The organism is Mucilaginibacter inviolabilis (genome assembly GCF_011089895.1).
Taxonomy (GTDB): Bacteria; Bacteroidota; Bacteroidia; order Sphingobacteriales; family Sphingobacteriaceae; genus Mucilaginibacter; species Mucilaginibacter inviolabilis.
The window spans coordinates 2650467-2676661 of record NZ_JAANAT010000001.1 but is presented as its reverse complement, the minus strand read 5'-3'; the positions used below and the strand labels follow the sequence as shown (position 1 = coordinate 2676661).

Below are 26195 nucleotides of genomic sequence, written 5' to 3'. Positions count from 1 at the left end.
AAACAGACTATATTTAATCCTGTCGCAAAGGCCTTTAAACAGCATATTTAAGGCATTTGTGACAGGATTTTCTATTACCTAACCTACCTCTACGCCTGCCAATTAATTTTTTATATTTATCGTACAAAGCTTAATCTCTTAAAAATGATAAACGGTAAAAAAAATTGGTATCAAAGACATAAAGAATCGCTGGCTTTCGGTCAGCGCCTGGCCGATTCTGTGGCAACGGGCATGGGTTCATGGCGGTTCATTATTATTCAAACCATTATTGTTGTAGTGTGGATGGCGCTAAACCTGGTAGCTTTTGTTGATCACTGGGATCCGTATCCCTATATTTTATTAAACTTATTATTCTCTACCCAGGCTGCCTATGCTGCACCGATTATTATGATGGCCCAAAACCGCCAGAACGAACGTGACCGTGCCCAGGCCAACGAAGATTTTCATACCAACGTAGAAGCCAAAAAAGAAATTGAAGAACTACAACTGCGCTTAAACGCCATTGAAACAGATAAGCTCGACAAAATTCTGGCCCTGCTCGAAAAAATGGATAAGCAGTAATTAGGTAATCGACGGAAATGTAAACTTAAGGCCGAACCGCCCAGGCCAAACCATCAGCTCCGCGTATATCAATATGACCGGTTACGGTTAAGGTTTTGAGGTCGACCACGGCCACATAGTTGTCGCCGGTGCAGCCAATAAAGGCGCGTGATCCGTCATCGTCTATCAAGATACCTGCAGCGCCATGACCGGTATTTACGCGTTTTAATTCCCGGTGCGATGCTGCGTCATAAATAAACAGGTCGCCGGTCTTGAGGCTGCTGATCAGTACCCGTTTACCATCCGGTGTAAACTGGAGCCGGTTGGCCCCTACAGCCTTCGCGTTGATTGTACCGGTTAGTTTTTTAGTAGTCAAGTCAATAATAGAAATGGCTCCGTCGGCGGCGCCTGCGGTCCACAGTTCGCGGCCATCCGGCGATACATCAAAACCTTCGGACCCTTTAGCTACCGGGATCACCGTTTGTACCCATTCATGATAGGCCGGAGGGGTAGCGTTATCTTCCAGAATACTCACCGTTGCTGCGTTAACGTTGGTGGTGTAAACCTTTTTTCCGTCGTGGGTTACATAGATCATGTGGGTCCTGTCCTGCCCGGTTCCCATGGCCCAATCGAATTTAGCAGTTGCCGGGTCGTAAGTTCCAACGGCTTTAGAGCCCTCTGCGCTGAACCAAACCTTACCATTGGCAAACGTTAAGCCATGAGGCCCCATGAGTGGCCGGGTATCCAAAGAGGGCAGGGGCTTTTGTGCAACAAGGTCGATCACACTGAGTTCATGGAGGCTCCCGCCGCCATAGATTGAAACATAAGCCGTTTTACCATCAGCCGAGGCAATAACCTCATGCGGATCGGAACCCACCGGCACACGCGCGAGAACCTTCAGACTAATCGGGTCAATAATAGACAAGGTATGGTCGCTTTTGGAAAGCGCAAGTAAGGAGCGTGCAGGTGTTGACTGTGCGGCACATCCGCTTGCAATAAAAACTAAGGGCAGGCATAATAAGCTTACGGAAAGTAATTTAACCAGGCCGAATTTGATGCGTTTAACAACTGGGTTGTGCGATGCTTTATTCATATGATACACAGATTGAAGAAACCGCTAATAGTCACCGATATATAACCAGACCAATTTAGGCATTTTTATGCTTTAAGTTGGAGAGATTCTCCCGCAATATTCACCGGTATAGATGAAATCATCAGCAACCAGGGGTGACTCAGTTGACCGGTACAACAAGCGGTTTCCCTTTTTCAACTACATAGGTAGCAAGTTCTTTAGCATTACCGGTACCTACATTTTTGGCCGAATGGGCTGTTCCGGCAGGAATAAACAGTACGTCGCCGGCTTTCAATGTTACCGGTGGTTTGTCGGCTACCTGGTACTCCAGTAAACCTTCCAGTACATAAATAATCTCTTCGCCGGGGTGTTTGTGTTTTATCGCCAGGGCTCCGGGTTCAAAGTCGATGCGTGCCTGTACGGTTTCATAGCCCGGGATGCTGAGATCATGACGCTGCAGATCATTACGTTTAACTCCTTGCTGCTGCGCTGAGGCAGAGGTTGAGATAGTTAATAAAGCCAGTGCAACCATAATAATGATACCGGCAAGAATGTCTTTTTTAGTTTCCATGGTTTGAGTTATTGTTTGATGATACAAAGTTGTGCTTTATGCGGTCCTCGTTCAACCACTAAACAGGGTAAGTGGACAATCGGGAAGCTGAACCGGTCAAATTCATACCTGAGCTATATGATTGTTTTTTTTGCAAATAATTGCAAAAATTTGCATATTAATGCAATTATTTGCTTTTTATTGCATAATATTGCAATGTAAAATTCAATCACCTTTAAAATTTGAATGATGAGCAATCTTAGAAAAGCCAGAATAGCCAATTCTTTAATGTTTTTAGTTTGTGGTTTGGGTGTGGCCAGCTGGGCGCCGCTGGTACCATTGGCCAAAACACGGCTTGGGTTGGATAATGGCAGCCTGGGGCTTTTACTATTGTTTTTTGGTGTAGGCGCCATGATCACCATGCCGCTTACCGGTAAACTGGTTGCCCGGTTTGGGAGTAAAAGGGTTATTGTGGTTTCGGGTACTTTGATAGCGGCAATACTGCCTTTGCTGCTGATTTTGGATCACACTTATCAAATGAGTGTCTGCCTGCTCATCTTTGGGGCATCAACCGGGGGAATTAACGTAGCTATGAATGCGCAGGCTATCAAAGTGCAGCGGGCATATGGAAAACATATCATGTCGTCTTTTCACGGTTTGTACAGCATTGGTGGTTTAGTAGGTTCGTTGGGCTTCGGACTACTACTCAAAGCGGGACTGGATGCCATGAGTACCATCATTTTTATATCTGTTTTGTTGGTGCTTATCACTTACTCGCAGTTCACCAGCTTAATGAGCGATGATCCTGTAGAGACTCCGGAGAAAACCCAAAAAGGATTTAAATTACCCTCGGCTGCTTTGCTGATATTGGGCGCCATCTGTTTTATATCAGCCCTGGCCGAAGGTGCCATGCTCGATTGGAGCGCTGTGTTCCTGACCACCAATAGGCATTTCAGTATCGAGTTTGCCGGTGTAGGTTATGCTATGTTCTCAATAGCCATGGCCATCATGCGCTTAACCGGCGACAGTGTTATAGCTACCGCAGGGCGGCTGAAAGTAGTCATATGGGGTAGTGTCATCGCTTCGGCGGGATTGCTCCTGGCTGTTTGTTTCCCCTATGTGAGCTTAGCCCTGGTAGGTTTTCTGATGGTAGGTCTGGGTTGTGCCAATATCATCCCCATTTTGTTTTCAACGGCGGGTAATATGCCTGGACTTTCGCCTGCTTATGCGCTCCCTGTGGTTACTTCCATGGCTTACGCCGGTATACTGGCGGGGCCGGCGTTCATCGGTTTTATAGCCCAGTTGCTTACGTTGCCCGTAGCATTGGGGGTTATCGGGGTATGTATTTTATTCGCCGGGCTCATCTTTAAAATAAACGACAGCAGGATTAAAAACAGTCCGGTATCAGAAGAAGTTGCGGAAGTATTTTAAAAGCTAAAACACGTATCTTTATATATCATAAATAAACCAAATGGATACGCAAGCCATCGCGCTGGACTGGATAGATGCCTGGAATAAACGGGATATTAACCGGATCATGACGCACTACACAGATGATATTGTATTTTATTCGCTCACGGTTACCAAACGCTGGGGTATTGCCGATGGGAAGATAGTAGGAAAAGAAAAGCTGCGGGCGCATTTTTTAAAAGGATTTGAACTGGCTCCCAATCTGTATTTTGAATTTATTGATATGCTGAGCGGAACTGATGGCATTACCATTATTTATAAACGGGAAACCGGAGCTCTGGTAGCCGATGTAGCTGTTCTGGACGAAAATGGCAAGGCAACACTGGTTAAAGCCTATTATGGGCAGGTGGGATAAGTTGTTTGATGGTATGGTAAAAACACTTTGGTTAACAGTTATACTGCTCATTGCGGGTATCAGTGCATTCGGGCAACTACATGACAAGGATATCAGACAGAAAGTATTGAGGAAGGGAATCATAGGTAAGGAGTACAAATTTGTTCATCATGACAAGACGGTTTCTTATTTAAAATATCTTGGGAAAGCTAAAACTCATGATGGTTCCGGGTATAAAATCCTTACATCAATATGGCTATGGGGGCTCGCTCATAGAGCTACGAGCCGGTTATTGATCTACAATGGAGCCAATCAATATATAGGTCAGTATTATTTGGGGACGGCCTATGATTTGCCAAACAGTTTGGTAAATAATCAGTTAGTTTTTCTTAACTCTAATAATTTTGATAGTGGTTGCGATATAAAAATGATTACCCGTGTTGATTTAAGCAATGGTTTACCTAAAGACCTTTTTATAAACTGCAAAGGAAATAGGGGTGATCTTTATTCTTTCTCAAAAAATGATGATTAATATCGTCCTTCAAAAATTACACCACCTTCTCATAAAAATTCTCCACTTGCTGCATGGATTGCTTTTGATATTGCAGGGGCGAACAACCGGCAAATTCCTTGAATGAACGTATAAAATGCGATTGATCAGCATAATCGTTTTCATAGGCCAGATCGGTAAGGCGCTCATGCTGGCCAAAGCGGATCTGGTTTAAGGTAGCCTGGAAACGGGAGATCCTGGAAAATAGCTTGGGCGAAATACCTACATATTGCTTAAACTTACGTTCGAAGCTTCGCTCTGAAAGTTGCAGGTATTCCTGTAATTCTTTGAGGGAAACATTTCCTTTGCTTTGAACAATACGGGTTATGGCAAATTGCATAGCATCATCTTCAAACCGGTTGTTTTTTTGCAGTTTGAAAAGCAGGTAAGCACACATTACTTCCATCTGATGATCTAATGAACCGGCTTCGAGCAATTGTTCTGATAGTAAAAATCCGTCTTCCCGGGCTACCAGGTCCAGGCAGGTACAATCGTCTGTAAGTTCATGGGCGTCAAAGCCAAATATGGTTTTGAGGGCGTTGGGAAAAAAGCAAATACCAATGGTGCTGAAAACGTTACCAAACTGGATCTCGGCATGGCGGGTGGATTGTCCGTATATAAAAATATGAGGCAGTTTTTTATCAAACTGATACATAGGTCCTTTATCGGGCGACTGAAATATCAATCCGGGGCAACCTTCAGCCACAGTTCTGAACGACCGGGAAAATACATCCGCATCGTCGCTTTCCAGCGTCCAGAAATAGCGAATATAGCTTTTCAGGTAATCGGGTGGTGATAACTGGCGGTAATTCATTGTCGTTTCAAGCAGGTGATATACAAATATAAGTAGATTCTTTATCAGATGTTTATGCGAGAATCTTCTTTTTGGAGAGAAGAAAGACATCATTACCAATCAATCTCGTTTTAAGCTTGTCATCCTGAGCGGAGCGAAGGATCTGTTCTTCGGCTGACATGACGTATACCCGCTCTTGGCCGCGAGAGGGCCAGTCACTTTTCCTTGATGAAAAGTAACCAAGACCGAGCGTAGCGAGATAATGAGCACCAATAAAATAAACCACAACGAATAAATCAAGTCAGCAGAAATGCTTCTTTGCGCACGTGGTTTTTACCCTGCAAAGCAGACAGAACCACGGGCTGCTAAACCTTACCTCCACTTCGTTCGCTCATTACCCCACACTTTGGGTAAGGTTCGCTATGCTCCTGCAACCGCACAGGCCACCATTGTTCTGCCCGCCTTCACCCGAAGCTTATCTGCTGACGGGGAAGAAGAAGTCACTAATTCAGTAAATCACTAAATCAATAATTCACTAATTAAAAAAGCGCCTCCGGAAAGTCCGAAAGGCGCTTTTTGTTTTAGTTTAGTTGATAGTTAATTAGTTACAGTGTTGCGATATCTTTTAATAAATAATTAAAATGTTTATCTGCTGGTGTTGAAAGAAAATTCAATAATTCACCAAATCAATAATTCACTAATTAATTAAAGGGTTGCCATATCAATCACAAAGCGGTAACGTACGTCGCCTTTCAGCATACGCTCGTAGGAGGCGGTGATGTCTTTGATATCTATCAGTTCAATATCCGAAACGATATTGTGTTCGGCGCAGAAATCAAGCATTTCCTGAGTTTCAGGGATGCCGCCGATGCCCGAACCTGCCATACTTTTACGACCAGCCAAAAGTGCAAATGGTCTAACAGAATAAGGCTCTGATGGTACACCTACGCCAATCAGCGTGCCGTTTGTTCTTAATAACGACAGGTACAGGTTCATGTCATGCTCGGCCGAAACGGTATCCAAAATAAAATCAAAGGATCCTTTAACGGCTTTTACCTGCTCCGGATCGGAGGTAACCACAAAGTGATGTGCACCTAAAGCTTTTGCTTCGGCTTCTTTTGATGGTGATGTGCTCAGTACAGTTACTTCGGCGCCAAAGGCTGCACCAAATTTAACGCCCATGTGGCCCAGACCGCCTAAACCTAAAACGGCTAGCTTATGGCCTTTGCCTACTTTCCAGTGTTTAAGTGGTGAGTAGGTAGTGATACCCGCGCAAAGCAGGGGAGCGGTTGCAGCTAGTGGTAATTTGTCTGACACGTGCAGTACAAATTCCTCACGAACCACAATAGAGCTGGAATAGCCGCCATAAGTAGGTACTCCGCTTCTGTCGTTATTGTTATAAGTTTGGGTGTTGCCTTCCAGGCAATATTGTTCCAAACCATCTTTACAGTTTTCGCAAACCTGACAGGAGTCAACCATACAGCCAACACCGGCAAGTTCGTCTATTTTAAATTTTTTAACGTGATCGCCTACCTTAACAATTCTGCCCACAATTTCGTGGCCCGGTACCATCGGGAATATACCCGGGAACCAGTCGTTTTTAATCTGGTGAAGATCGGAATGACATACACCACAGAAAAGTATTTCTATCTGTACATCATGAGGCCCTACCTCACGGCGTTCAAAATCCCATGGCGCCAGGTCGGTTTCAGGCGTTTGAGCAGCATACGCTTTTGCTTGTATCATAATAATGTTGATTTGAAGTTTTCGTTAAACAAAGTTATGACGGATGGCTTGAACACCTGCTAAACGTTTCAAAGTAATAATTATACTTTTCAAAGAGTTTTGCGCAAAGCCATAGGGGTAAGTCCGGTGTGTTTTTTAAAAAAGTTATTGAAATATGATGCGTAATCAAAACCAAGGCTACGGGCAATTTCGGCAACACTCCAATCGGTATGTGTTAACAGCGATTTTGCCTCGGCCAGTATCCTGTCGTTAATGTGTGTGGTGGTTGATCGACCGGTTATTTCGCGTACAGCCGCGTTCAGGTGATTAACGTGTACGGATAGTTTATCGGCGTAATCGCCGGCTTTTTTCAGCGCCAGCATATACCTGGGCGAATCCACAGGGAATTGTTTTTCGAGCAGGCTCAAAAATAGTTTAGCTATGCGCGATGCGGCATTCTGCGGTGTAAAGTAAGCGATGGCAGGCTGCATTTTAATGGCCTCATGGATGATGAGGTTGAGGTGGTTGCGCAGCAATTCGTACCGGTAAGTGTACTCACTGTCAAACTCCTGCAGCATACGGTTAAAGATGCTGCGGATGTATTCTATCTGCACCTCATCCAAAAAATATACCGGGTCGCCGCCTGGTTTAAACAGGGTCGATTCTTCGAGGCTTTCCATCCGGTTGCCGGGTTGCAAAAACTCATCCGTAAAAAGACAAAAATATCCGCTGCTATGTGCATGGTCACAATCCCAGGCATACGGTACCAGCGGATTGGTAAACACCAGCGCAGGTTTATCAATGTTAATAGCTCTTTTGGCGTAGTTTAATTGGCTGCTGCCGCCCAACCATAGGGTGATCTTGTAAAAATCGCGTCGGTTATAAGAACTTAACTCGCAGCTGCTCTGGCAAATTTCAGAAACCCTGAACTGCACAGCTTCGCTGGTAATGGTATCGTGGCTATAAATGGTGTTTTGGGTTAACTCAGACGTTGACATGCGCAAAGTTAAACATTTCAAAGAAAAAAGCAGAGTGGGTGAGGAAACGGCATCGAGTAGAGACATTAGATCAAAACCTGATATATCGACTCACCCCGCCATCGCTGCGCTTGTCACCCTCTCTCCGCTTCGCGCATAAAGGGAGTTTTCTTTCTTTTTCCCTCTTTCCGCCGTAGGCGAAGAGAGGGTGGTCCAGCGAAGCATAGACCGGGTGAGTCGATTCTACGATTGATTTTGCAATTCGCGAACTTCGGCATAACCGCCAAATTCATAAATAGGGCAGGAGGCGGCAATTTGCGTGGCCTCATCAAGGTTATCAGCTTTGAGCAGCAGGTAGCCGCCAATTATTTCGGTACCCACCCGGTGAATATCTGTTATAATATTGCCGTTTTCTTTAATGATGCGGCCTTCCAGTGTTAATCCGCTGCCGCCTGCCAGTTTACCTGCTGCACCCCATTGTTTAAACCAGGCGGCCCAATTTTCCTGATGTACTTTAACAGCTTCGTCCTGATGTTCATCAACACGACCATCGGGCTCCCTAAATAGTACAATATAATTTTTCATAACTAATTTATTTTTTTACAATTATAAAACGAAATCGATATAAATACAACGATTTTATAATTAATTGTATATTTGTACATGCAACCTTTAGTACAACTCATTACCGCATGGCAGCAATACACAGAACAGGTTCCGGATGCTGGGGTAGAAGGTTTTTGTTATCATTATCTATCGGCTAATAAAAGTCATGCTTCAAATAATAATCAGGCCGATCTGCAGCTGGCCAGGCAACTGGGCAAAACCAACAGTATTTTGAAAGTTTATTATAAACTGGTTCTGCGGCAAATACCCGGTTTTGAACTCGAGTGGTATTACCTTTTAGAGGCGATAGCGGCCGGTGAAGAACTCCGTAAAACCGAAATTGTAAGTTTTAACCTCCTGTTGGAACCTACCACAGGCATCGATATTTTAAACCGGATGCTCAAAGTTGGTCTCATCAGCGAGCAGGTAGATCCTGCCGATAAACGGGCACGCTTAATAAAGCTGACTAATGAAGGTAGCGATCTCCTGATCCATTTAAATACGCTGTTAGGTAAAGTAACTTCAATGGTACTGTGCGAAATTCATGCAGACGATAAATCGGTGGTTACGCGAGTCCTATCTGGAATAGCCGATAAACATACAGCGATGTTTCATGAGGGTAAAACTAAAGCAATTGATAGTATGGAACTGGCTGTAAAGCAGTTGATAAATAGGCTTGAATAGTGACCTGGGGCAGGCTATCAAATGATGTTTTGCTGACTTTTTATCCCATTGGGTTAAAAGATTATTTTTCAAAATGCTTGCATATTTTGTATCATACTTGTTACATTTATGGAAATTATAAACCAAAATGCAAGAACACATCCTGATTGTTTATCTATTGGTTGCCTGTAGTGTGGCGGGTATCCTGTTTACGTCCTTTATTAAAAGCAGATATTTTAAAAAGGGCTAATTTAAAACCTGCAAATGTGCATGCTATCACCCATGCACATTTGCGCAAAAGATCTCTTCTGTTCGTAAGCGCTGTTTTTGAGGTTATTGTACAGTATGATATAAGGAAAGCTTTTGTCTTTCTTTAAGCGTTGGCTGTTCAAAATATTCTGTAAGCTCTGCAGAATATATTACGCTGGTAATCTTCCACTTTCCATCCCGTTTTATTAAGCCCAGGTATTTGCCGCCCCAGTTGGTCATTTTTCCATCTGCCCAAAAACTGTAATCCATAGTTACCGATGCAACGGTTCCATCTTCCGTTATTCGGATGTTATCAAACTTATCCTCGGTTGATTTATATCTGAATAAGGCTCGTAGAAAACCTTTGTAACTTGCCGAAAAGTAATTACTCCTAGCCGCTTTGGCTCCCCGTTTTTCTGTTTCTTTGGCTTGCGATCTGTCTTTAACGGCTCCGCACCAAATAACAGGCCCGTCATTAAACAAGCTATAAAATGTGACAGAATCCTTGGCAATTACGCTTTGTGTGTACTTGGTGATGATGTCAGTTATTTCTTTTTTATTGTCTGCAGCCTGCTGTGCAAAGGCTTGTTGAACAGTTAACAATAGTATGATGGATAGTAGCTTGGTGCGTTTCATTACTTTTTTTGATTGCTGATGTATTTATATTCAATAGTTAATCCCTCATAGCCATAAGCGTCTGCTTTCATCTCCTGAATGGCGGTATAACTTACCGGATGGATATTGCCAAGAATGGATGTTAATGAACTGTGTACGGCATCAATATACTTAGCCTTATCAGCTTTGAGGTTGGTAGAGTCGGAAATTTTGATGTCGAGATGAAAGCTTTTTGTTTTTAACTCGGCCAGGGATACGGAATTAACAAACCAGAGGTAATCCGGTACGAAGGTTACGGTGACTGCTGTAACCTCAGGTTTTTTGTTTAAAACATCCCTGGTAACATTACTGATAGTTTTGGCGATTTCTTGCGCTAAAGCGGGATCTTCCTGGCCGCTTACTTTTAAATTAATGATGGGCATACTTCAAATATTTAATGAAGTATAAAGCTCCGCCTAAAAAACTCTTTATTTATTGATGTATGTTAAGAGTTTAATCCGGCTCAGGGACTCTGGTTTTACACCCAGGTAAGAAGCAATATGGTATTGGGAAACCCTTTGCTCTATTCCCGGGTACAGGGAGGATAGCGCTTCGAGCCGCTCCGATGCGGAGTGTTTTAAAAATGAGGTTTCCCGCTTACATTTCCTGATGAAATAGGTATCAGAAACGTATTTGGCCAACTTCAGAAAAGCATTGTCCTGAGCAATTAATTTGTTGAGTTTCTCATAGCTGATATAATGGATGGTGCTGTTAGTTAGGGCTTCTATATTGCAATTGGTAGGCATCTGCGTTAAAAAGCTGGTGTAGGCGCTCACAAAATCATGCTCAAAATAAAAATCATTGTTAAACTCTCCTTCATTATTCTGTACATATGACCGGAAGGTTCCGGAAGATACAATTCCCATAAAATTACAGACCGAGCCTTCCCGGATCAGGTGCTCCTTCTTTTTTAGGTTTTTTACCTTCAGCTCACTATAAAACGTTTCGAAATGGCTTTTATCTAACCCTAATTTTTCGGTAAATAAAGAGATCAATGATTCCATTGCTTTGGCTGATTAGTAATACGTATCAAAGATAAGTTTTATTTAACGGTGACTTATCCGGATCAAAACATGGTTTCGTAAAGATTTTAAAGGGCTTCGAAGTTGGTTATCTCAATGATTTTCAAAATCATCGAAAAAAAATAATGTAAAAAATTGCGTAGTTAAATAACTACATATATATTTGTAGTCAAATGACTACGCAATGAATTTAAGACGAGACGTATTTCAGGCCATAGCCGATCCCACCAGGAGGGCTATATTGCTGCTGGTTGCTTCGCAGGCCTTAACAGCAGGTGCCATAGCCGCCAACTTTGACACCGCCAGACCAACAGTTTCCAAACACTTGCAAATACTCACCGAGTGCGAATTATTGGAGCAAAAACAAAATGGCAGGGAAATTTACTATCACATTAACGCAAAAAAAATGAAAACTGTAGCCGACTTTATTGAACCATTCCGCCAAATGTGGGACGACAGATTTAACAAACTGGAAGCTATTATGAAAAACTATCAAACCAAAAAATAAACCGATATGGAACAAAAAACAAAAATCCATGCCGAAGACGGCAAACAGGAATTAGTGATCACCCGCGAATTTGATTTACCGGTGGAGTTGCTTTTTAAGGCTTATGAAGAAGCAGAGATTGTAGAGCAATGGATGGGGACAAAAGTGCTGAAACTGGATAATAAAAAGCACGGTGGCTACCAATTTGAAACATCTGATGCCAAAGGAAATATGGTTTTCAGGGCCAATGGAACAATCCACGAGTTTATCCGGAACCAGAAGATCACTCGCACATTTGAAATGGAGAACACCCCGTTTGCTGTTCAACTGGAGTATCTGGAATTTGAACAGCTCAGCGATGATACCAGCAAGCTTACTATGCAGGTGGTATATAAATCGGTAGCGCAAAGAGACCAGGTATTGCAGTTGCCTTTTGCACAAGGTATCAATATGGCGCATAATCGCTTACAAAACATTGTAAATCAATTAAAATAACAAAAAATGGAAAAGAGAAAAAAACTTTGGTATTGGATAATTACGGTAATATTATCCTTCTGTATTTTTTCGGGTGGCTTAGCACAGGCTGTGCAGGCAGAAGGGGTAGTGAAGGGCTTTAAGCCTTTGGGATATCCTACTTACTTTATTTCAATTATAGGCGTTTGGAAAATGCTGGGTGTAGTTGCGATATTAATCCCAGGATTTAAATTGCTAAAGGAATGGGCCTATGCAGGGATATTTTTTACAATGACGGGCGCCGTAATTTCGCATATTGCCAGTAATGATGTATCTGCCCAAATCATTGCTCCGTTTATACTGGCCGTTTTTGCTGTTTTATCGTGGTATTTAAGGCCTGCGGATCGTAAAATCATTACAGTAAATTCATAAATGAATGGCGTGAGCCCAAAGGTTCGTGTATATTTAAATAATATACCTGCTCAACAGTGTATATAAACCTATAAAGCAACATGAAGAATAATACAAAGCAATTGTCGCCAGAACAATGTATTGAACTGATCGGCACACTAAAAATGCGTTTTGAGAAAAATATGAACCGGCATAAAGGTATAGAGTGGGCCAGAGTGCAGGAAAAACTGGAAGCAAATACTGAGAAACTATGGGTTCTTGATGAAATGGAAATAACCGGTGGTGAACCTGATGTGGTTGACTATGACAAAAAGACCGGCGAATACATTTTTTATGATTGTGCGGCCGAAAGTCCTAAAGGCCGGAGAAGTGTTTGTTATGACCATGAAGCCCTGGAGGCCCGCAAAGAACATAAACCGGAAAACAGTGCGGTGCAGATGGCTCATGATATGGGTATTGAATTGTTAACAGAAGAAGAATACCGGGCACTGCAGCAGCTTGGAAAGTTTGATACCAAAACATCCAGCTGGATAAAAACGCCGGTTGATATCAGGAAATTGGGTGGGGCAGTTTTTTGTGATCGCCGGTATGATACTGTTTTTTTGTACCATAACGGTGCCGAATCTTACTATGCGGCCAGGGGTTTCCGGGGATTGTTAAGGGTTTAAATTTGGTGCAGGTGATTAATAAACTGAAAACGTGGAGTAAAATCCTGATGAAGTAATGATAAGTATATAATTTAGTCTCAATGATCCAATATAAACCATGAAAATTAGACTGGCACTCGTACTAATGGTATTTGCACTTTCCTCATTTAGCTTTAATCATACCAACAATCAAACTAAATCCGGGTATAACATAAAGTTTATTCATACGCTTAAAGATAAAAAAGGCAACTTGCTGGGTAAGCTTTATGTAGAAGATTTTAAAAATGATGTTTTCAGAAAACTGTTAATTACGAAAACAGAAAAGGGGAAAACGGATACTTTATACTTTATTAACGACTGGGTATTTACAAATCCAAGAGGAATTGATATTCAATTTGATAAAAAAAATTTTCACGGGTATAAGATCGAACACCTGACGAACGATTTTATCCAGCTATTTAGCATAGGCAAAAGTTCTGCAGAGGCATCTGATCCGGTAATCATTGAATGGAATTATCACAAGAAAATATTCGAAGTTTTGCAGGCTCCTTGATAAATCACCTTTTTTGTCTGTTGAATTTTATAAGTTGGACTTAAAAACGTCATACTTACAAATTGGGGGCTTAATAAATACATATAGTTGTAAAAACAGTATGAATCCTAAAGTTGATTTTTATTTCAATAAGGCCGAAAGATGGCAGGAAGAACTCGATCAGTTAAGAATGATTGTATTGGATTGCGGGCTTTCCGAAGAATTAAAATGGGGTTGTCCCTGCTACACCTTTCAGCAAAATAATATTGTTTTAATACATGTGTTTAAAGAGTACTGTGCGCTTTTGTTTTTCAAAGGTGCCTTGTTAAGTAATACCGATGGCCTGCTGATTCAGCAAACAGAGAATGTACAGGCCGCGCGCCAGATCAGGTTTACCAATGCTCTAGAAATTATAGAGCAGAAAGCTATCCTGAAAGCCCATATTCATGAAGCCGTTGAGGTAGAAAAAGCCGGTTTAAAAGTGGAATTGAAAAAAACGGAGGAATTTCCCATTCCAAAAGAATTTCAAGGTAAACTAGATAAAATCCCGGCCCTGAAAACCGCATTTGAAGCCTTAACACCAGGTCGACAACGAGCTTACATCCTCCATTTTTCTCAACCCAAACAATCCAAAACCCGCGAGGCCAGGGTCGAGAAATATATGCCACAAATACTCAGTGGAAAAGGATTGAATGATGCGTGATTGCTGAATTATCTCTTTCTTGTTTCTTTTCACCTTTTATAAATTTTACTATCTGTTTCCTGGTGCAGGGTTTGTTTTGCGCTATAATTCAGTTTATAGGTAAATTATTCATCCGTCAACCCTGTGTAAATAAAGTAAACATTTAATTTAAACAAATGTTTTAATCAATCGTTTGATTAATTTTGTCTTGATTTTTTATCAATTAACTCATTAGGAAATAATCAAATGGCTGAAACAGGCTTCAAAAAATGGATCATTACCATTACAGTTATCACAGCATCATTGCTGGAACTGATCGACACCACTATCGTTAACGTCTCCATTCCCCAGATACAAGGTAACCTGGGTGCTACTATTACAGATGCTGCCTGGGTAGTTACCGGTTACAGCGTAGCCAACGTGATTATCCTGCCCATGTCGGGCTGGCTGGGCAGTTTCTTCGGACGGAAAAATTACTTTTTAACTTCTATTATTGTATTTACCATTGCCTCCTTTTTGTGCGGCAACGCGCAGAGCCTGTCCGAACTCGTGATGTTCAGGATATTGCAGGGCCTGGCAGGTGCGGGACTTATTTCTACTGCACAGGCTATTCTGCTGGAAACCTGGCCGCCTAACCAGGTAGGTACGGCTACTGCCTTATTTGGTTTGGGAGCTATAGTGGGCCCAACCATCGGGCCAACTATTGGTGGTTATATTACCGACCACGCTGCATGGCGCTGGATATTTTATGTGAATATACCCGTAGGTATCCTTGCGGCGGTGTGCACCTATATGTTTGTAAGGGCTACGCCAAGCGATGGTAAAGGAAAACCTATTGACTGGTGGGGGATAGCCTTATTAGCCATAGCTGTAGGAAGCCTGCAAACCATACTGGAAAAAGGGGAGGATGAAGATTGGTTTGCCACGCCTTATATCACTGTACTAACCGTAACAGCTGTTTTTGGCTTGCTGCTATTCATCTGGCGCGAATTGAGCACCGAATATCCCATCATTAATTTCAAGATCATGCGGCACCGGAGTTTCTCGGCCGGTATGGTCACCTCCTTTGTACTCGGTGTAGGTTTGTATGGTTCTACCTTTGTATTCCCGGTATTTTGCCAGGGCCTGCTAGGTTTTTCGGCACAGCAAACCGGCGAAATATTATTTCCGGGTGGTATGTTTACCATTGTAATGATGCCTTTTGTAGGTATTATGCTCAATAAGGGTGTACCTGCCCAATTTATGGCCACCATAGGGATGTTACTTTTCTTTGTGTTTTCGGCTATGCTCAGTCATTCTACCTTATCATCAGGTATTGGCGATTTTTTCTGGCCTCTGGCTATACGCGGTGTTGGTTTATCCCTGCTTTTTGTACCATTGACTACATTGGCTATTGGCGGCCTAAAAGGATCGGAAATTGGGCAGGGTACCGGCTTAAATAATATGATGCGGCAATTAGGTGGTTCGTTTGGTATTGCAGGCTTAAATACCATGATCCACATACGTCAGGCGGTACACCGCAATAACCTTCTGGTGAATATTAACAATTACAACCCTTTTTATAATGAGAGGTTTAATGGTTATGTACAAGCCTTCATCGCCAAAGGCAAATCCATTAGCGATGCTACACGTATGGCTTACGGAGCTATAGAAGGCGCGGTACAAAAGCAAAGTACGCTTTTAAGTTATAACGATGCTTATTGGATTGTGGGCATCGTGATGCTATGCGCCATTCCGCTGGTTTATTTGGCACCGTTTGTAAAAGGACAAAAAGCCATATCCGAGTCGCATTAAGCATTTAATTGTGGCAGCTAATTTGTTGGTTAATGGTTAGCTTTACACCATTAATGCCAATTATGACGCTAACAGCCGAACTTTCAACAGAAGAAAAAATAAAGGACGCAGCCAGGAGAATTTTCACTAAGAAAGGTTTCCTGGCTACTACTATCAGAGATATTGCTACCGAGGCCGATATCAATGTGGCCTCTATCAATTACTACTTCCGTAGTAAGGAAAACCTTTTTGCTTTTATCATGGACGAAACCATCAAAAAGCTTTTTGATAAAATAGAGCCTGTGTTGAATGACGAAAGTACCAGTATTGTCGAAAAAATAGAGGTTTGCGTGGGTTATTATATTGACCAGGTACTGGTAAATCCCGATTTTATCTTTTTTATGGTGAGCGAGGTAATGGGTGGCCTCACTCAATTACCTATGATTGGTACTATGAAGTTGTTAGTTAACTCACATTTTGCCCAACAGCTGCGTGAGTTGAAAACCAATGGGGATATCAATTATCATCCGGTTAACCTGTTTTGGAATATCTCCGGTATGATCATGTCGCCATTCCTCAGCCGTCCGCATATGCTGCAATCTGGATATTTTACTTCTGATGAGTTTTTTCAATTGATGCAGGAGCGTAAAAAATTGATCCCGCTTTGGATGGGGCTGATCATCAAAGGCTGACATTATGCATATAGACCTTGATTCACTGAGCAACTTTTTGAGGCGGCAATTTACCGGGGTTGATGACATTAAGCATATTGCTGATGGCTGGTGGTCGCAGGTTTTCTCTTTTAAAACAAATGAGGGGGCAAGGGTGATCAGAATAAGTAAACACCTTACCGATTTCAGGAAAGATGTATTCGCCTACACCCACTTTAACAGCACCCAAATACCCATACCAGAGGTTATAACTACCGGGAAATATGACGAAGAGTTTTTTTATTGCGTTTCCAGATATGTAGAAGGTATCCCCTCAGATCAAATTATAGATACACAAGAGACTAAACCCGATTTACTGTTGGCTCAAACTACGGTAGAACAACTTTTGACCATTCATCAGATCGATACCAGCAATCTCAGCGGCTGGGGATATACCGATGAAAATGGAAATGGGATATTCCGAAGCTGGGAAGAATATCTGCTGGCCATACACAATGGCAAATATACCATTGCATGGAAGGAGCTGGCTAAAACTACCTGGCTTAACGGAGAGCTGTTTACCCGTTTAACTGAGCGTATGCAAACCTATTTTCCATACTTGCCAAAAGACAAACACGTGCTGCATGGTGATTATGGTTTTGATAATCTACTGCTAACCCCAGATCATCAGGTAGCCGCTGTAATTGATTGGGCAGAAATGATGCTGGGCGACCCGATGTACGACCTGATCCATATGAATGAGCCCTGGTCTGAATATCTTCCGGTAAACTATCTGGATATATGGAAAGAACAGATGAAAAACAATCCAAGGGCTTTACTCCATTTTGAGGAACGTTTGCAATGTTATACTATTCACTACACCTTGTTTCATTTACATATCCACACTGTTAGGGGCGAGCGGGAGGATTATGAATATATTGAGCAGTGGGCTAAGGGGAATTTATAGTTAACCGGAATTGTTTTAAAGGCCAAATGTTTTTGTTTTGCGGGCCTTTTTACTTACCTGTCATAGACAACTCATTCCGACGTCGCTTCGCTGGCTCTCCTTTTTTTGTCATGCTGAACGGAGTGAAGCATCTAATCGCCGATATACAAAGTTCACGAATAGATCCTTCGTGCCTCAGGATGACAAACTTTTTATAAAACTTGGATAATCTTTTAGAATACGCCCGATATAGTAATCACCGCACCGGTCAGTTCGTCATTAACGCCAACAGCACAGGCTAGTACGTTTTTTACTCCTTGATGATAACCATTATTGATCTGTACCAAACAGGTGCCGCAACTGCCCATACCGCAGCATAAACCAAAACCGGGGATAGCCAGTTGGTCAGATATCAGGGTCATCAAACTATAATACTGGTTGGGGTAGGTGTGTACCTCCGTAATGCGGCCCAGGTACGCTACTTTAAATAGGATGATGTTTTCTGGTGTGGGCATTGATTAGTAAAGATCGGAGAAATATCTTTTACCGGTTTACGCTAAACAATATTACTTAATGCCCGAACCATCTTCAAGCAGCTTTCCATTTGGCGAAAATATCATCAAAACAAATTTTCCAGCTTTTATACCATCTTTTTTAATGTATTTGGACGATACCCCAACTGCATAATCGTCAATATAGGTAGTTAGTGCAAAATTTCCGTTGGGAAGTCTTGTCCAATAGTCTTTTATTCTTTCGCCCGCCTCAATTTCAAACCACCACATTTGCCGGCGGTTGAGTTTCTTTAAATAATGCTCAGCTTTCTGATTGTTCCAACTGTAATAACCATGAAGAGCTTGTCCGTTACTATTAATAAAAGTGATAGTACATCCAGGTTTTGCTATGCAGCTATCTATCATAAATGCGCGGGTTTTTAAGAAAGAGCCAAGTGTATCTTCGGCAAATTGGGTCAGTGCCTTTAGCTGGTCCTTTTTATTGATTTTTAATATTCCGGCAATAACAATGTGTTTATTCAGCTTTTTGGGATTGAAAAAATATTGCGAGCTATCATTATTATAATTTACGGCCTTAATGATATTAAAATGTTGCTGAATATATTTGAAGTTTTCAGGCTCAAGATCTCGCCAACGCAGGCGTTCAAATGCGTCACGGGCATATAAATAATCTACATGATCATAAATATTGTAGCTTATGCGTTCACCCGCCATACGGTGATGTGTAACCCCCGTAGCATTTATGAAAAATTGGTTGATGCCCAAATCATAAGTAGGCACATTGTTAACCCGCCATGGCATCATATATTCTGTTTGCGCGGTGGTGATCACTTTTACAGTGTCGCCCTGTTTTTTCACGATCTCCATAACCGAGAATGGATAATCATCCGTCCAAAAATCATGTTGTATAGTATCTAACAAACGGTAAAGCTTTGCCGGAGTATCAAAAAAAGAATTAAACAGGTGCCTGCGTTTTGCATCTGGCTCTTTCAGGTAGGCACTATCAATCTGTTGGGTGAGTTTGGGAATAGACAGGTGTAAGTCGGCCGGATTAAACTTAGGCTTGATTTTGCTTATGGATTGCAATAACAAATTGATGGAATCCTGCGGGATGATTTTGATAAAGCGGTGTTCTACACTATCCTTATGTTCTATGAATTTTTTAGGATCGCGTATTTGGGGATTCATCCGTTGATATTCTTCACGTACCTGGTAGCTTTTCCATTGCCTATTTCTGAGCACTATGTCATAATTATTGCGAAAAAAAGCACCTAGATAACTCGCACCATCAACCATGTGAATTTTAACGATATCATCAATAGATAATTTAACCTGGGCAAACGTTATACCGGGTATAATGATTGTAAGCAAAAAAATAAAAGTGAAACGAAAACGCATAAGGCTTGGGTTAATATCCGGATAACGACAATGTATGGTAAATTATTTTAGCCCGGTGTGAATATAAAAATAGTAAGCCATTTGCCGAAGCCTGATCATTCCGCCACCCATGTAAACCCATCATTGTCCTTTTCAATATGTCCAAACCCCGGCCAGGGTAAGTGGTAGCCGAACACCTTTTGCCTTGATGCGGCAAATTCTTCAAGAACCCTGTGGCGTGTACGGGCGGCTAAATCAAAATCAATGTCGAAAACAGTACCCCACTCCGGTTTGGCGAACAAAACGATCTCGTCATGAAAAATATCGGCCATATGAATAAATTTTTCATTGCCCGAAGTGATCGTGAACATACAATGGCCCGGTGTGTGCCCGGGTGTAAGTATGGGTTGCAAAAAATCAAATATTGGCTCATCGGTATTGAATAGCTGTAACTTTCCGCTTATCTGCGTAAAGAAAAATTGGATCTCCTGCTGGAGCGACTGAAGTGAGGATAGCAGACTTTTACTTTTAGAGAAATCGGCATGATCATCCTGCCAAAAGTCAAATTCCTTTTGGTGCATGTGGATCTTCACGTTTGGGAAAATCAATTGACCGCTATTGCTGATCAGGCCGTTAAAATGATCGGGGTGGGCATGTGTCAATATAATATCGGTGATGTCGCCTGGTTCAATTCCGGCCACGCACAAATTGCTTACCAATTTACCGGCACCCGGGCCGGCCTTATCGCCATTGCCCGCATCAATCATGATGATTCTATCTGGTAAGGTGAACACCATAATATTATGAGGCAGCATAAAATGTGTGGACAGGCTGCTGTGTTTTTCCCGGAGCTGTTTCAGTTCCGTTGGCGGTATACCGGGAGCAAAGCAATCGTTATCATACTCCACATTGCCATCGGTAATAACCAACAGGTTAAATGATTCAAAATGGTAGTTTTTAATGTCCGGAGTTGGGTTTGTTTTTATTGCTGATGTTTCTGAGTTATTGATCATGGTATTTGATTTTTTTATCATTGACAAATGTCCTCTGTTTTTGCTGATCATGGATAAAAGACTATATTTATATGCTTAGGCAATAATTTTAGACTAATGGAAAAATCAATCACCCGTAAAACAAAAGATTTTAATCCCACCAATTGCGCGGTAACTTATTGTATGAACATTATTGGGGGCAAATGGAAACCGGTGATCATCCACCTCATCAGGAACGGAATCAACCGATACAGCTTAATGCAAAAAGGCATCCCCGAAATAAGCAAACAAACCCTCACCAATCAGCTGCGGGAGTTGGAGGTAGACGGCGTATTGGAAAGGATAGTTTTTGCCGAGGTACCGCCGAGGGTGGAATATCATATCAGCCAGCACGGCCAAACTTTATTACCTATAATCGATGCCATGAAAGCTTGGGGATATGCCAACATGGAGAAACGTTAATTATCTATCTTGTACTCGCTATAGTAAGTGCGGATCGAAAATAAAATATATTTTATATATGTTAGTAAGCGACTAACCATCACAATAAATGAAACCTGTAAAATCACAAAATAAGGGAATAGCATTAGTGTTTTTTCTTTTCTCTGGTATATTAATGCTTAGTCTATATATGGTTGTAGCTCGGGATTATACCGATTCCGTTCATGTGCGGCCCGCTGTGATGAAAATAGTTAAAGATATCTCGAAAGCTGGAAGATTTGAGAACAGGCTCATTGGTATGGCTGGAAAAAAATCAAAGCAATGGGAGCGTTTTGAGCAGTTAAACCGTATTGCACAAAGTGCAGAACTCCGCGAACTCACTCAGTATAACAATGCTGTGGTGAGGTGTTATGCATTTCATGGCTTAGCTTTACGAAAAGATACAGCTGTTTTTTCGATCATGTTAGCGCATGTACGGGATACCGCCATGGTAGAAGCCATATCATTTGATATGGGTTGGGAGACAAAGGTGGGAGATTATTTTATTGATGTAATTACGACTACGGAAGTAGACCTGAAAACATATAAAATGAGTACTATTCAGAAAGAAAAGCTGGATAGTATTTTACTTTATGATAAGCATGTGGTTTTAGCCGCAAAAAACAAGTTATTGCACAATCTGAAACCAGAGGCAAAAAACTATAGCCGTATCAGAGAGATAGCTGTTACAGAGAATAACTCCATAGCCGTGGTAGCATTAGCCAGGTATAAAAACCCGGATGATTTGAATATCATTAGTGATTATTTAGAAAAGAACGAAACCCAGCACGATGCGGTGTACGCCGTCCGGGAATTTCCAGACGCTAAATTTTATCCCAAACTGGTTCAGATATTTGAACGGGAGTGGGTCTTAAAAGGCTATGATTATCCACTTTGGCGCATACTATACCAGGCCCTCGCCAAATATCCAACACCCCAAACTTTAGCTTTATTTGAAAGAACACTGCAAACCAAAGATAAATTCAGGTATCAGACTTTGGGCGAATATCTGGCTATCGCACTTGCCAAATATCCTAACCCCACGTTTGGGGACATGAAAAATAAGATCAAATTGGATAGTTTTCATCTGGATGAAATAAATGAGGAAATGAATAACAACTAATAGTCACCTTTTACCGATGCGAACTTGTCCTATGGCAATTTCCTGTACACTTTTACTATCGTGTTGCATTAAAGCCTATATTTGTTTTAATAAAGTTCTTTACTTTTTTTCAGCAATATGGTTTCCTGCCTGTGGAGGGTAGGGATTAAAAAGGAACCGTGTGTAAATCGCGGGCTGTCGCGCAACTGTAAGTAATGCAACAAGTTGTTGCCGGTAAGGTCCATTATTCTATCCAAACGGAATGAGAAGGACGGCAACAATATTACAAGCCAGGATACTTGCCTTATTGTATAAAAGACAATGCTTTCGCGTTTTGAAGCAGTAGTCAAAGAAAAAGGATAACCGCCTGTGCCCCTTTTTAGTGGTCTGCGCGTTGTTGTGCTTTTGCCTTTTATTACCATTTCCCGAAAGCATACCGAAAACCGTAAGGAGCATTAATTTAATTAATGTTTAACCAAAAAAGTTTTATGCGTATGCTCAAAAACAATCTCGGGTATCCTCGTGTAGGTGCCCTCCGTGAACTCAAAAAGGCCAATGAGGCTTATTGGGCCGGCCAATTTACCCGCGACGAGCTGTTTGCCGTTGCCCGCCAGATCAGGATCGGCAACTGGAAAACCCAGGTTGAAGCCGGTATCGACCTCATCCCCTGTAACGATTTTAGTTTTTATGACCAGGTGCTGGATACGTCGCTCATGCTGGGCGTTATCCCTGAGCGTTACACCCCTGTTTTAACCCAAAACAAAGCCAATACCGAAATCGACCTGTATTTTGCTATGGCCCGTGGTTACCAGAAAGACGGACTAGATGTTACCGCCATGGAAATGACCAAATGGTTTGATACTAACTACCATTACATTGTGCCCGAGTTTGTACAAAACCAGCAGTTCAGGGTGTTCTCAGAAAAAGTGTTTGACGAATTTACCCTCGCCAAGCAATATACCGGCACCACCCCAAAACCGGTGCTGATTGGTCCGGTAAGTTACCTGTTGCTGGGTAAAGAAAAACAAGCCGGTTTTAACAAGATCGATCTGATCAAGAAACTGGTGCCGGTTTATATCGAGGTATTGAAACGCCTGAAAGAGTATGGTGCTGAGTGGGTGCAATTGGACGAGCCTTTCCTGGCTCTTGATTTGACCCAGGCCGAAAAAGATGCCTTTGTGTATGCCTACGCCGAGATCAGTAAAAACACCCCAAGTATCAAGATATTGCTTACCACTTATTTTGAAAGCCTGAAGGATAATACCCAGCTGGCGGTAAATCTGCCGGTAAGTGCCCTGCATATCGACCTGGTGCGCGCACCGCAACAACTGGACGAGGTACTTACCCTGCTGCCCGAAAAACTGAGCCTGTCGGTAGGCGTTATCGATGGTCGCAATATCTGGAAAAACGATTACATCAAATCTATATCGCATATCAGAAAAGCCATCGCGGTATTGGGTAAGGATAGGGTGATCATAGCCCCAAGCTGCTCCCTGCTGCATACCCCATTTGATCTCGACCTGGAAACCACCATCAACACCGAGATCAAAAACTGGATGGCTTTTGCTAAACAGAAATTGAACGAAGTCAATGAACTTGCCCAGATCATAGAAAGCAATAACGATCTGCTGCAAGCCAATATTCAGGCTATCAGCAGTCGTAATATCTCCAAGCTAATCCACAAACAGGAAGTTAAACAACGTACAGCTGCTATCACCGATGTCGACGCACGCCGGGACAGTCCATTCGGTGATCGCCAGAAAATACAGCAGCAGCGTTTTAAATTACCCCTGTACCCTACAACTACCATAGGATCGTTCCCGCAAACTAATAATATCCGTACGCTGCGCGCACGCCTCAAAAAAGGTGAACTTACCGAAGCACAGTACGACGAACAGATAGAAAAGGCCACTATCGAAGCTATTCGCTGGCAGGAAGAGATCGACCTGGATGTATTGGTTCACGGCGAGTTTGAACGCAACGACATGGTGGAGTACTTTGGCGAGCGTTTGGACGGTTTTCTGTTTACCAAAAACGGTTGGGTACAAAGCTATGGCAGCCGCTGTGTTAAGCCCCCTGTTATTTATGGTGATGTAAGTCGCCCGGCAGATATGACCGTGCGTTGGAGCAGCTTTGCGCAGGCTAATACGAACAGATTAATGAAGGGTATGCTTACCGGCCCGGTTACCATACTGCAATGGTCGTTTGTGCGCGATGACCAGCCCCGGTCCGAAACCACTTATCAGATAGCCCTGGCTATCCGTGATGAGGTAGTAGCGCTGGAAAGTGCAGGCATTAAAGTGATACAGATAGATGAGCCCGCTATACGCGAGGGTTTGCCGCTGCGTAAAAAAGATTGGGAAAGTTATTTGAACTGGGCAGTACGGGCATTCCGTATATCAGCCAGCGGGGTTAGGGACGAAACACAGATCCATACCCACATGTGCTACAGTGAGTTTAATGATATCATTGGAAACATCGCCGATATGGACGCCGATGTGATCACCATTGAAACTTCCCGTTCACAAATGGAATTGCTTAATGCCTTTGCCGATTTTAAATATCCCAATGAAATTGGCCCCGGTGTTTATGACATCCACTCGCCGCGCGTACCTACGGTTGATGAGATGGCGGCCCTGCTCGAAAAAGCATCCACACTGTTGCCCGCAGGTAATTTATGGGTTAACCCTGATTGTGGTTTAAAGACCCGGAAATGGCCCGAAACACAGACCGCGTTGGTAAATATGGTACAGGCTGCAAAACAACTTCGTCAGTTAGTTGTAGAAACAACAGTTTCCTGACCATTAAAAACAGGCAATTTCCGTATAATTGCCTGTTTTTTGAAGAATTTTAGTATTTATGAAGTTAAAGAGCAGCGCAGTTATTACGGGTATTGGTGGTTATGTTCCAGATAGTATCCTGAGTAACAGTGATTTAGAAAAAATGGTTGATACCAACAGCGAATGGATAGTATCAAGAACCGGGATAAAGGAAAGAAGAATTTTAACCGATAAAACGCTCGCTACTTCTGATATGGCCACCTGGGCCATCAAAAATTTATTAGATAGTACTAAAGTTTCTGCCGATGAGATTGACTGTGTGATCATCGCCACATCAACTCCCGATCATTTACTGCTTTCAACCGCCAGTATTGTTTGTGACAAGGTGGGCATGACCAATGCCTGGGCAACGGATGTGAACGCTGCCTGCAGCGGATTTTTATATGCATATACCCTCGGATCAAGCCTGGTTGAAGGCGGTCGTTACAAAAAGGTGATTGTGGTAGGTGCCGATCAAAACAGCGCTATTATCAATTATAAAGACAGAAATACCTGTATACTTTTTGGCGATGGTGCCGGAGCGGTTTTAATTGAACCGACTACCGATGGCTCCGGCTTAATTGACAGTGTTTTTAAAACCGAAGGCAAAGGCCGGGAGCATTTACTGGTACCGGGCGGGGGCTCAAAAGTTCCGGCAACGGCGGAGAGCGTTGCTGCCAACAAACATTTTATACACCAGGACGGTCGGGTGGTTTTTAAAGCCGCTATTAACGGTATGACAGAAACGTGTAAAGAGGTACTACAGCGTAACGATCTGACTATTGATGATATCAACTGGCTGATACCACACCAGGCCAATTACCGGATAATACATGCCGTTGGCGATCATTTAGGCTTACCCGCTGAACGCGTAAAGGTGAACATTGACAGGTACGGAAATACCACTGCTGCCACCATACCACTTTGCCTTTGGGATTTTAAAAACGACTTTAAATATAACGACAACGTGATACTAACCGCCTTTGGAGCTGGTTTTTCATGGGGTGCTACTCTCTTAAAATGGGGTAAGCTGAGATAAGTTTAACGCTCATTGATATTATGCCGTCATTACAATGATGGGTGTCGTATAAAACAACAAAAGCGTGGGCTTGCCCACGCTTTTGTTG

General features: G+C 42.5%; 30 protein-coding genes and 1 riboswitch. Of the genes, 18 read left to right on the top strand and 12 right to left on the bottom strand.

Translation table 11 applies throughout. The features are described from left to right. The first annotated feature begins 144 nt into the window (after positions 1–144). Positions 145–561 (top strand): DUF1003 domain-containing protein, encoded by a 417-nt coding sequence (locus G7092_RS10990; protein ID WP_166089131.1) that lies wholly within the window; start codon positions 145–147, stop codon positions 559–561. Between the two features lie 25 nt (positions 562–586). On the opposite strand, the gene G7092_RS10985 is transcribed toward G7092_RS10990, so the two are convergent. Further along, the gene (locus G7092_RS10985; protein WP_202985254.1) at positions 587–1633 is read right to left on the bottom strand and encodes a YncE family protein; all 1047 of its coding nucleotides are present in this window, start codon (positions 1631–1633) and stop codon (positions 587–589) included. 139 nt (positions 1634–1772) lie between these two features. After that, positions 1773–2183, bottom strand: coding sequence for a cupin domain-containing protein (locus G7092_RS10980; RefSeq protein ID WP_166089130.1), 411 nt, complete (start codon positions 2181–2183; stop codon positions 1773–1775). 228 nt (positions 2184–2411) lie between these two features. Between G7092_RS10980 and G7092_RS10975 the strand changes: the two genes are divergently transcribed. Genes G7092_RS10975 through G7092_RS10965 form a run of 3 tightly spaced genes read left to right on the top strand, consistent with a single transcriptional unit; the run spans position 2412 to position 4498 of the window. Next, the gene (locus G7092_RS10975) at positions 2412–3593 is read left to right on the top strand and encodes an MFS transporter (RefSeq protein WP_235953811.1); all 1182 of its coding nucleotides are present in this window, start codon (positions 2412–2414) and stop codon (positions 3591–3593) included. Between the two features lie 40 nt (positions 3594–3633). Beyond that, the gene (locus tag G7092_RS10970; RefSeq protein WP_166089126.1) at positions 3634–3987 is read left to right on the top strand and encodes a YybH family protein; all 354 of its coding nucleotides are present in this window, start codon (positions 3634–3636) and stop codon (positions 3985–3987) included. A 13-nt stretch (positions 3988–4000) separates the two neighbouring features. Next, positions 4001–4498 (top strand): hypothetical protein, encoded by a 498-nt coding sequence (locus tag G7092_RS10965; protein WP_166089124.1) that lies wholly within the window; start codon positions 4001–4003, stop codon positions 4496–4498. A gap of 16 nt (positions 4499–4514) precedes the next feature. Here the strand turns inward: G7092_RS10965 and G7092_RS10960 are convergent, their stop codons facing one another. The 4 genes from G7092_RS10960 to G7092_RS10945 form a co-directional block, all read right to left on the bottom strand. Continuing rightward, positions 4515–5330, bottom strand: a complete 816-nt coding sequence (locus G7092_RS10960; RefSeq protein WP_166089122.1) for a helix-turn-helix domain-containing protein — start codon at positions 5328–5330, stop codon at positions 4515–4517. A gap of 684 nt (positions 5331–6014) precedes the next feature. After that, positions 6015–7055 carry an NAD(P)-dependent alcohol dehydrogenase gene (locus G7092_RS10955; protein WP_166089120.1) on the bottom strand — a complete coding sequence of 347 codons (1041 nt, stop codon included), beginning with the start codon at positions 7053–7055 and terminating at the stop codon, positions 6015–6017. Between the two features lie 89 nt (positions 7056–7144). Beyond that, positions 7145–8032 carry a helix-turn-helix domain-containing protein gene (locus G7092_RS10950; RefSeq protein WP_166089118.1) on the bottom strand — a complete coding sequence of 296 codons (888 nt, stop codon included), beginning with the start codon at positions 8030–8032 and terminating at the stop codon, positions 7145–7147. A 222-nt stretch (positions 8033–8254) separates the two neighbouring features. Beyond that, the gene (locus tag G7092_RS10945; protein WP_166089116.1) at positions 8255–8596 is read right to left on the bottom strand and encodes a YciI family protein; all 342 of its coding nucleotides are present in this window, start codon (positions 8594–8596) and stop codon (positions 8255–8257) included. Between the two features lie 78 nt (positions 8597–8674). Between G7092_RS10945 and G7092_RS10940 the strand changes: the two genes are divergently transcribed. Continuing rightward, entirely contained in the window at positions 8675–9301 is a 627-nt protein-coding gene (locus tag G7092_RS10940) for a MarR family winged helix-turn-helix transcriptional regulator (protein WP_166089114.1), read from the top strand. A 312-nt stretch (positions 9302–9613) separates the two neighbouring features. On the opposite strand, the gene G7092_RS10935 is transcribed toward G7092_RS10940, so the two are convergent. From G7092_RS10935 to G7092_RS10925, 3 genes are read right to left on the bottom strand one after another with little or no spacing between them, the layout of a single operon-like run. Next, entirely contained in the window at positions 9614–10165 is a 552-nt protein-coding gene (locus G7092_RS10935; RefSeq protein WP_166089112.1) for a YybH family protein, read from the bottom strand. After that, positions 10165–10566: a tautomerase family protein gene (locus G7092_RS10930; protein ID WP_166089111.1), complete on the bottom strand. Its 402-nt coding sequence runs from the start codon at positions 10564–10566 to the stop codon at positions 10165–10167. Before G7092_RS10930 ends, G7092_RS10935 begins: the two co-directional genes overlap by 1 nt. A gap of 45 nt (positions 10567–10611) precedes the next feature. After that, the gene (locus tag G7092_RS10925; RefSeq protein WP_166089108.1) at positions 10612–11187 is read right to left on the bottom strand and encodes a Crp/Fnr family transcriptional regulator; all 576 of its coding nucleotides are present in this window, start codon (positions 11185–11187) and stop codon (positions 10612–10614) included. Positions 11188–11389: 202 nt separating this feature from the next. Between G7092_RS10925 and G7092_RS10920 the strand changes: the two genes are divergently transcribed. From G7092_RS10920 to G7092_RS10880, 9 genes are all read left to right on the top strand, one after another. Next, positions 11390–11713, top strand: a complete 324-nt coding sequence (locus G7092_RS10920) for an ArsR/SmtB family transcription factor (RefSeq protein WP_166089106.1) — start codon at positions 11390–11392, stop codon at positions 11711–11713. A gap of 6 nt (positions 11714–11719) precedes the next feature. After that, positions 11720–12187: an SRPBCC family protein gene (locus G7092_RS10915; RefSeq protein WP_166089104.1), complete on the top strand. Its 468-nt coding sequence runs from the start codon at positions 11720–11722 to the stop codon at positions 12185–12187. A gap of 6 nt (positions 12188–12193) precedes the next feature. Then, positions 12194–12577, top strand: coding sequence for a DoxX family protein (locus tag G7092_RS10910; protein ID WP_166089101.1), 384 nt, complete (start codon positions 12194–12196; stop codon positions 12575–12577). Between the two features lie 80 nt (positions 12578–12657). Then, positions 12658–13224 (top strand): DUF4256 domain-containing protein, encoded by a 567-nt coding sequence (locus G7092_RS10905; RefSeq protein ID WP_166089099.1) that lies wholly within the window; start codon positions 12658–12660, stop codon positions 13222–13224. A gap of 97 nt (positions 13225–13321) precedes the next feature. Beyond that, entirely contained in the window at positions 13322–13756 is a 435-nt protein-coding gene (locus tag G7092_RS10900; RefSeq protein ID WP_166089097.1) for a hypothetical protein, read from the top strand. Between the two features lie 100 nt (positions 13757–13856). Continuing rightward, positions 13857–14438 (top strand): YdeI/OmpD-associated family protein, encoded by a 582-nt coding sequence (locus G7092_RS10895; RefSeq protein WP_166089095.1) that lies wholly within the window; start codon positions 13857–13859, stop codon positions 14436–14438. A gap of 225 nt (positions 14439–14663) precedes the next feature. Then, on the top strand, positions 14664–16211 hold the full coding sequence (locus tag G7092_RS10890) for a DHA2 family efflux MFS transporter permease subunit (protein WP_166089093.1): 1548 nt from the start codon (positions 14664–14666) through the stop codon (positions 16209–16211). Positions 16212–16273: 62 nt separating this feature from the next. After that, positions 16274–16882, top strand: a complete 609-nt coding sequence (locus G7092_RS10885) for a TetR/AcrR family transcriptional regulator (RefSeq protein ID WP_166089091.1) — start codon at positions 16274–16276, stop codon at positions 16880–16882. 4 nt (positions 16883–16886) lie between these two features. After that, entirely contained in the window at positions 16887–17807 is a 921-nt protein-coding gene (locus G7092_RS10880; RefSeq protein ID WP_166089088.1) for a phosphotransferase family protein, read from the top strand. A gap of 212 nt (positions 17808–18019) precedes the next feature. Here G7092_RS10880 and G7092_RS10875 read toward each other — a convergent pair whose 3' ends face one another. The 3 genes from G7092_RS10875 to G7092_RS10865 form a co-directional block, all read right to left on the bottom strand. Then, positions 18020–18301: a 2Fe-2S iron-sulfur cluster-binding protein gene (locus G7092_RS10875; RefSeq protein WP_166089086.1), complete on the bottom strand. Its 282-nt coding sequence runs from the start codon at positions 18299–18301 to the stop codon at positions 18020–18022. Positions 18302–18352: 51 nt separating this feature from the next. Further along, positions 18353–19696 (bottom strand): hypothetical protein, encoded by a 1344-nt coding sequence (locus G7092_RS10870; RefSeq protein WP_166089084.1) that lies wholly within the window; start codon positions 19694–19696, stop codon positions 18353–18355. Positions 19697–19791: 95 nt separating this feature from the next. Further along, positions 19792–20688: an MBL fold metallo-hydrolase gene (locus tag G7092_RS10865; protein WP_166089082.1), complete on the bottom strand. Its 897-nt coding sequence runs from the start codon at positions 20686–20688 to the stop codon at positions 19792–19794. 96 nt (positions 20689–20784) lie between these two features. Here G7092_RS10865 and G7092_RS10860 point away from each other — a divergent pair, with 96 nt between their 5' ends. The 4 genes from G7092_RS10860 to G7092_RS10845 all read left to right on the top strand — a co-directional run bounded on the left by G7092_RS10860 (position 20785) and on the right by G7092_RS10845 (position 26107). Next, the gene (locus G7092_RS10860; RefSeq protein ID WP_166089080.1) at positions 20785–21129 is read left to right on the top strand and encodes a winged helix-turn-helix transcriptional regulator; all 345 of its coding nucleotides are present in this window, start codon (positions 20785–20787) and stop codon (positions 21127–21129) included. 88 nt (positions 21130–21217) lie between these two features. Then, entirely contained in the window at positions 21218–22270 is a 1053-nt protein-coding gene (locus G7092_RS10855; protein WP_166089078.1) for a hypothetical protein, read from the top strand. 101 nt (positions 22271–22371) lie between these two features. Next, positions 22372–22570, top strand: a riboswitch (cobalamin riboswitch). A gap of 173 nt (positions 22571–22743) precedes the next feature. Further along, the gene (metE, locus tag G7092_RS10850) at positions 22744–25050 is read left to right on the top strand and encodes a 5-methyltetrahydropteroyltriglutamate--homocysteine S-methyltransferase (protein WP_166090972.1); all 2307 of its coding nucleotides are present in this window, start codon (positions 22744–22746) and stop codon (positions 25048–25050) included. Between the two features lie 58 nt (positions 25051–25108). Further along, the gene (locus G7092_RS10845) at positions 25109–26107 is read left to right on the top strand and encodes a beta-ketoacyl-ACP synthase III (RefSeq protein ID WP_166089076.1); all 999 of its coding nucleotides are present in this window, start codon (positions 25109–25111) and stop codon (positions 26105–26107) included. The last annotated feature ends 88 nt before the right edge of the window (positions 26108–26195 follow it).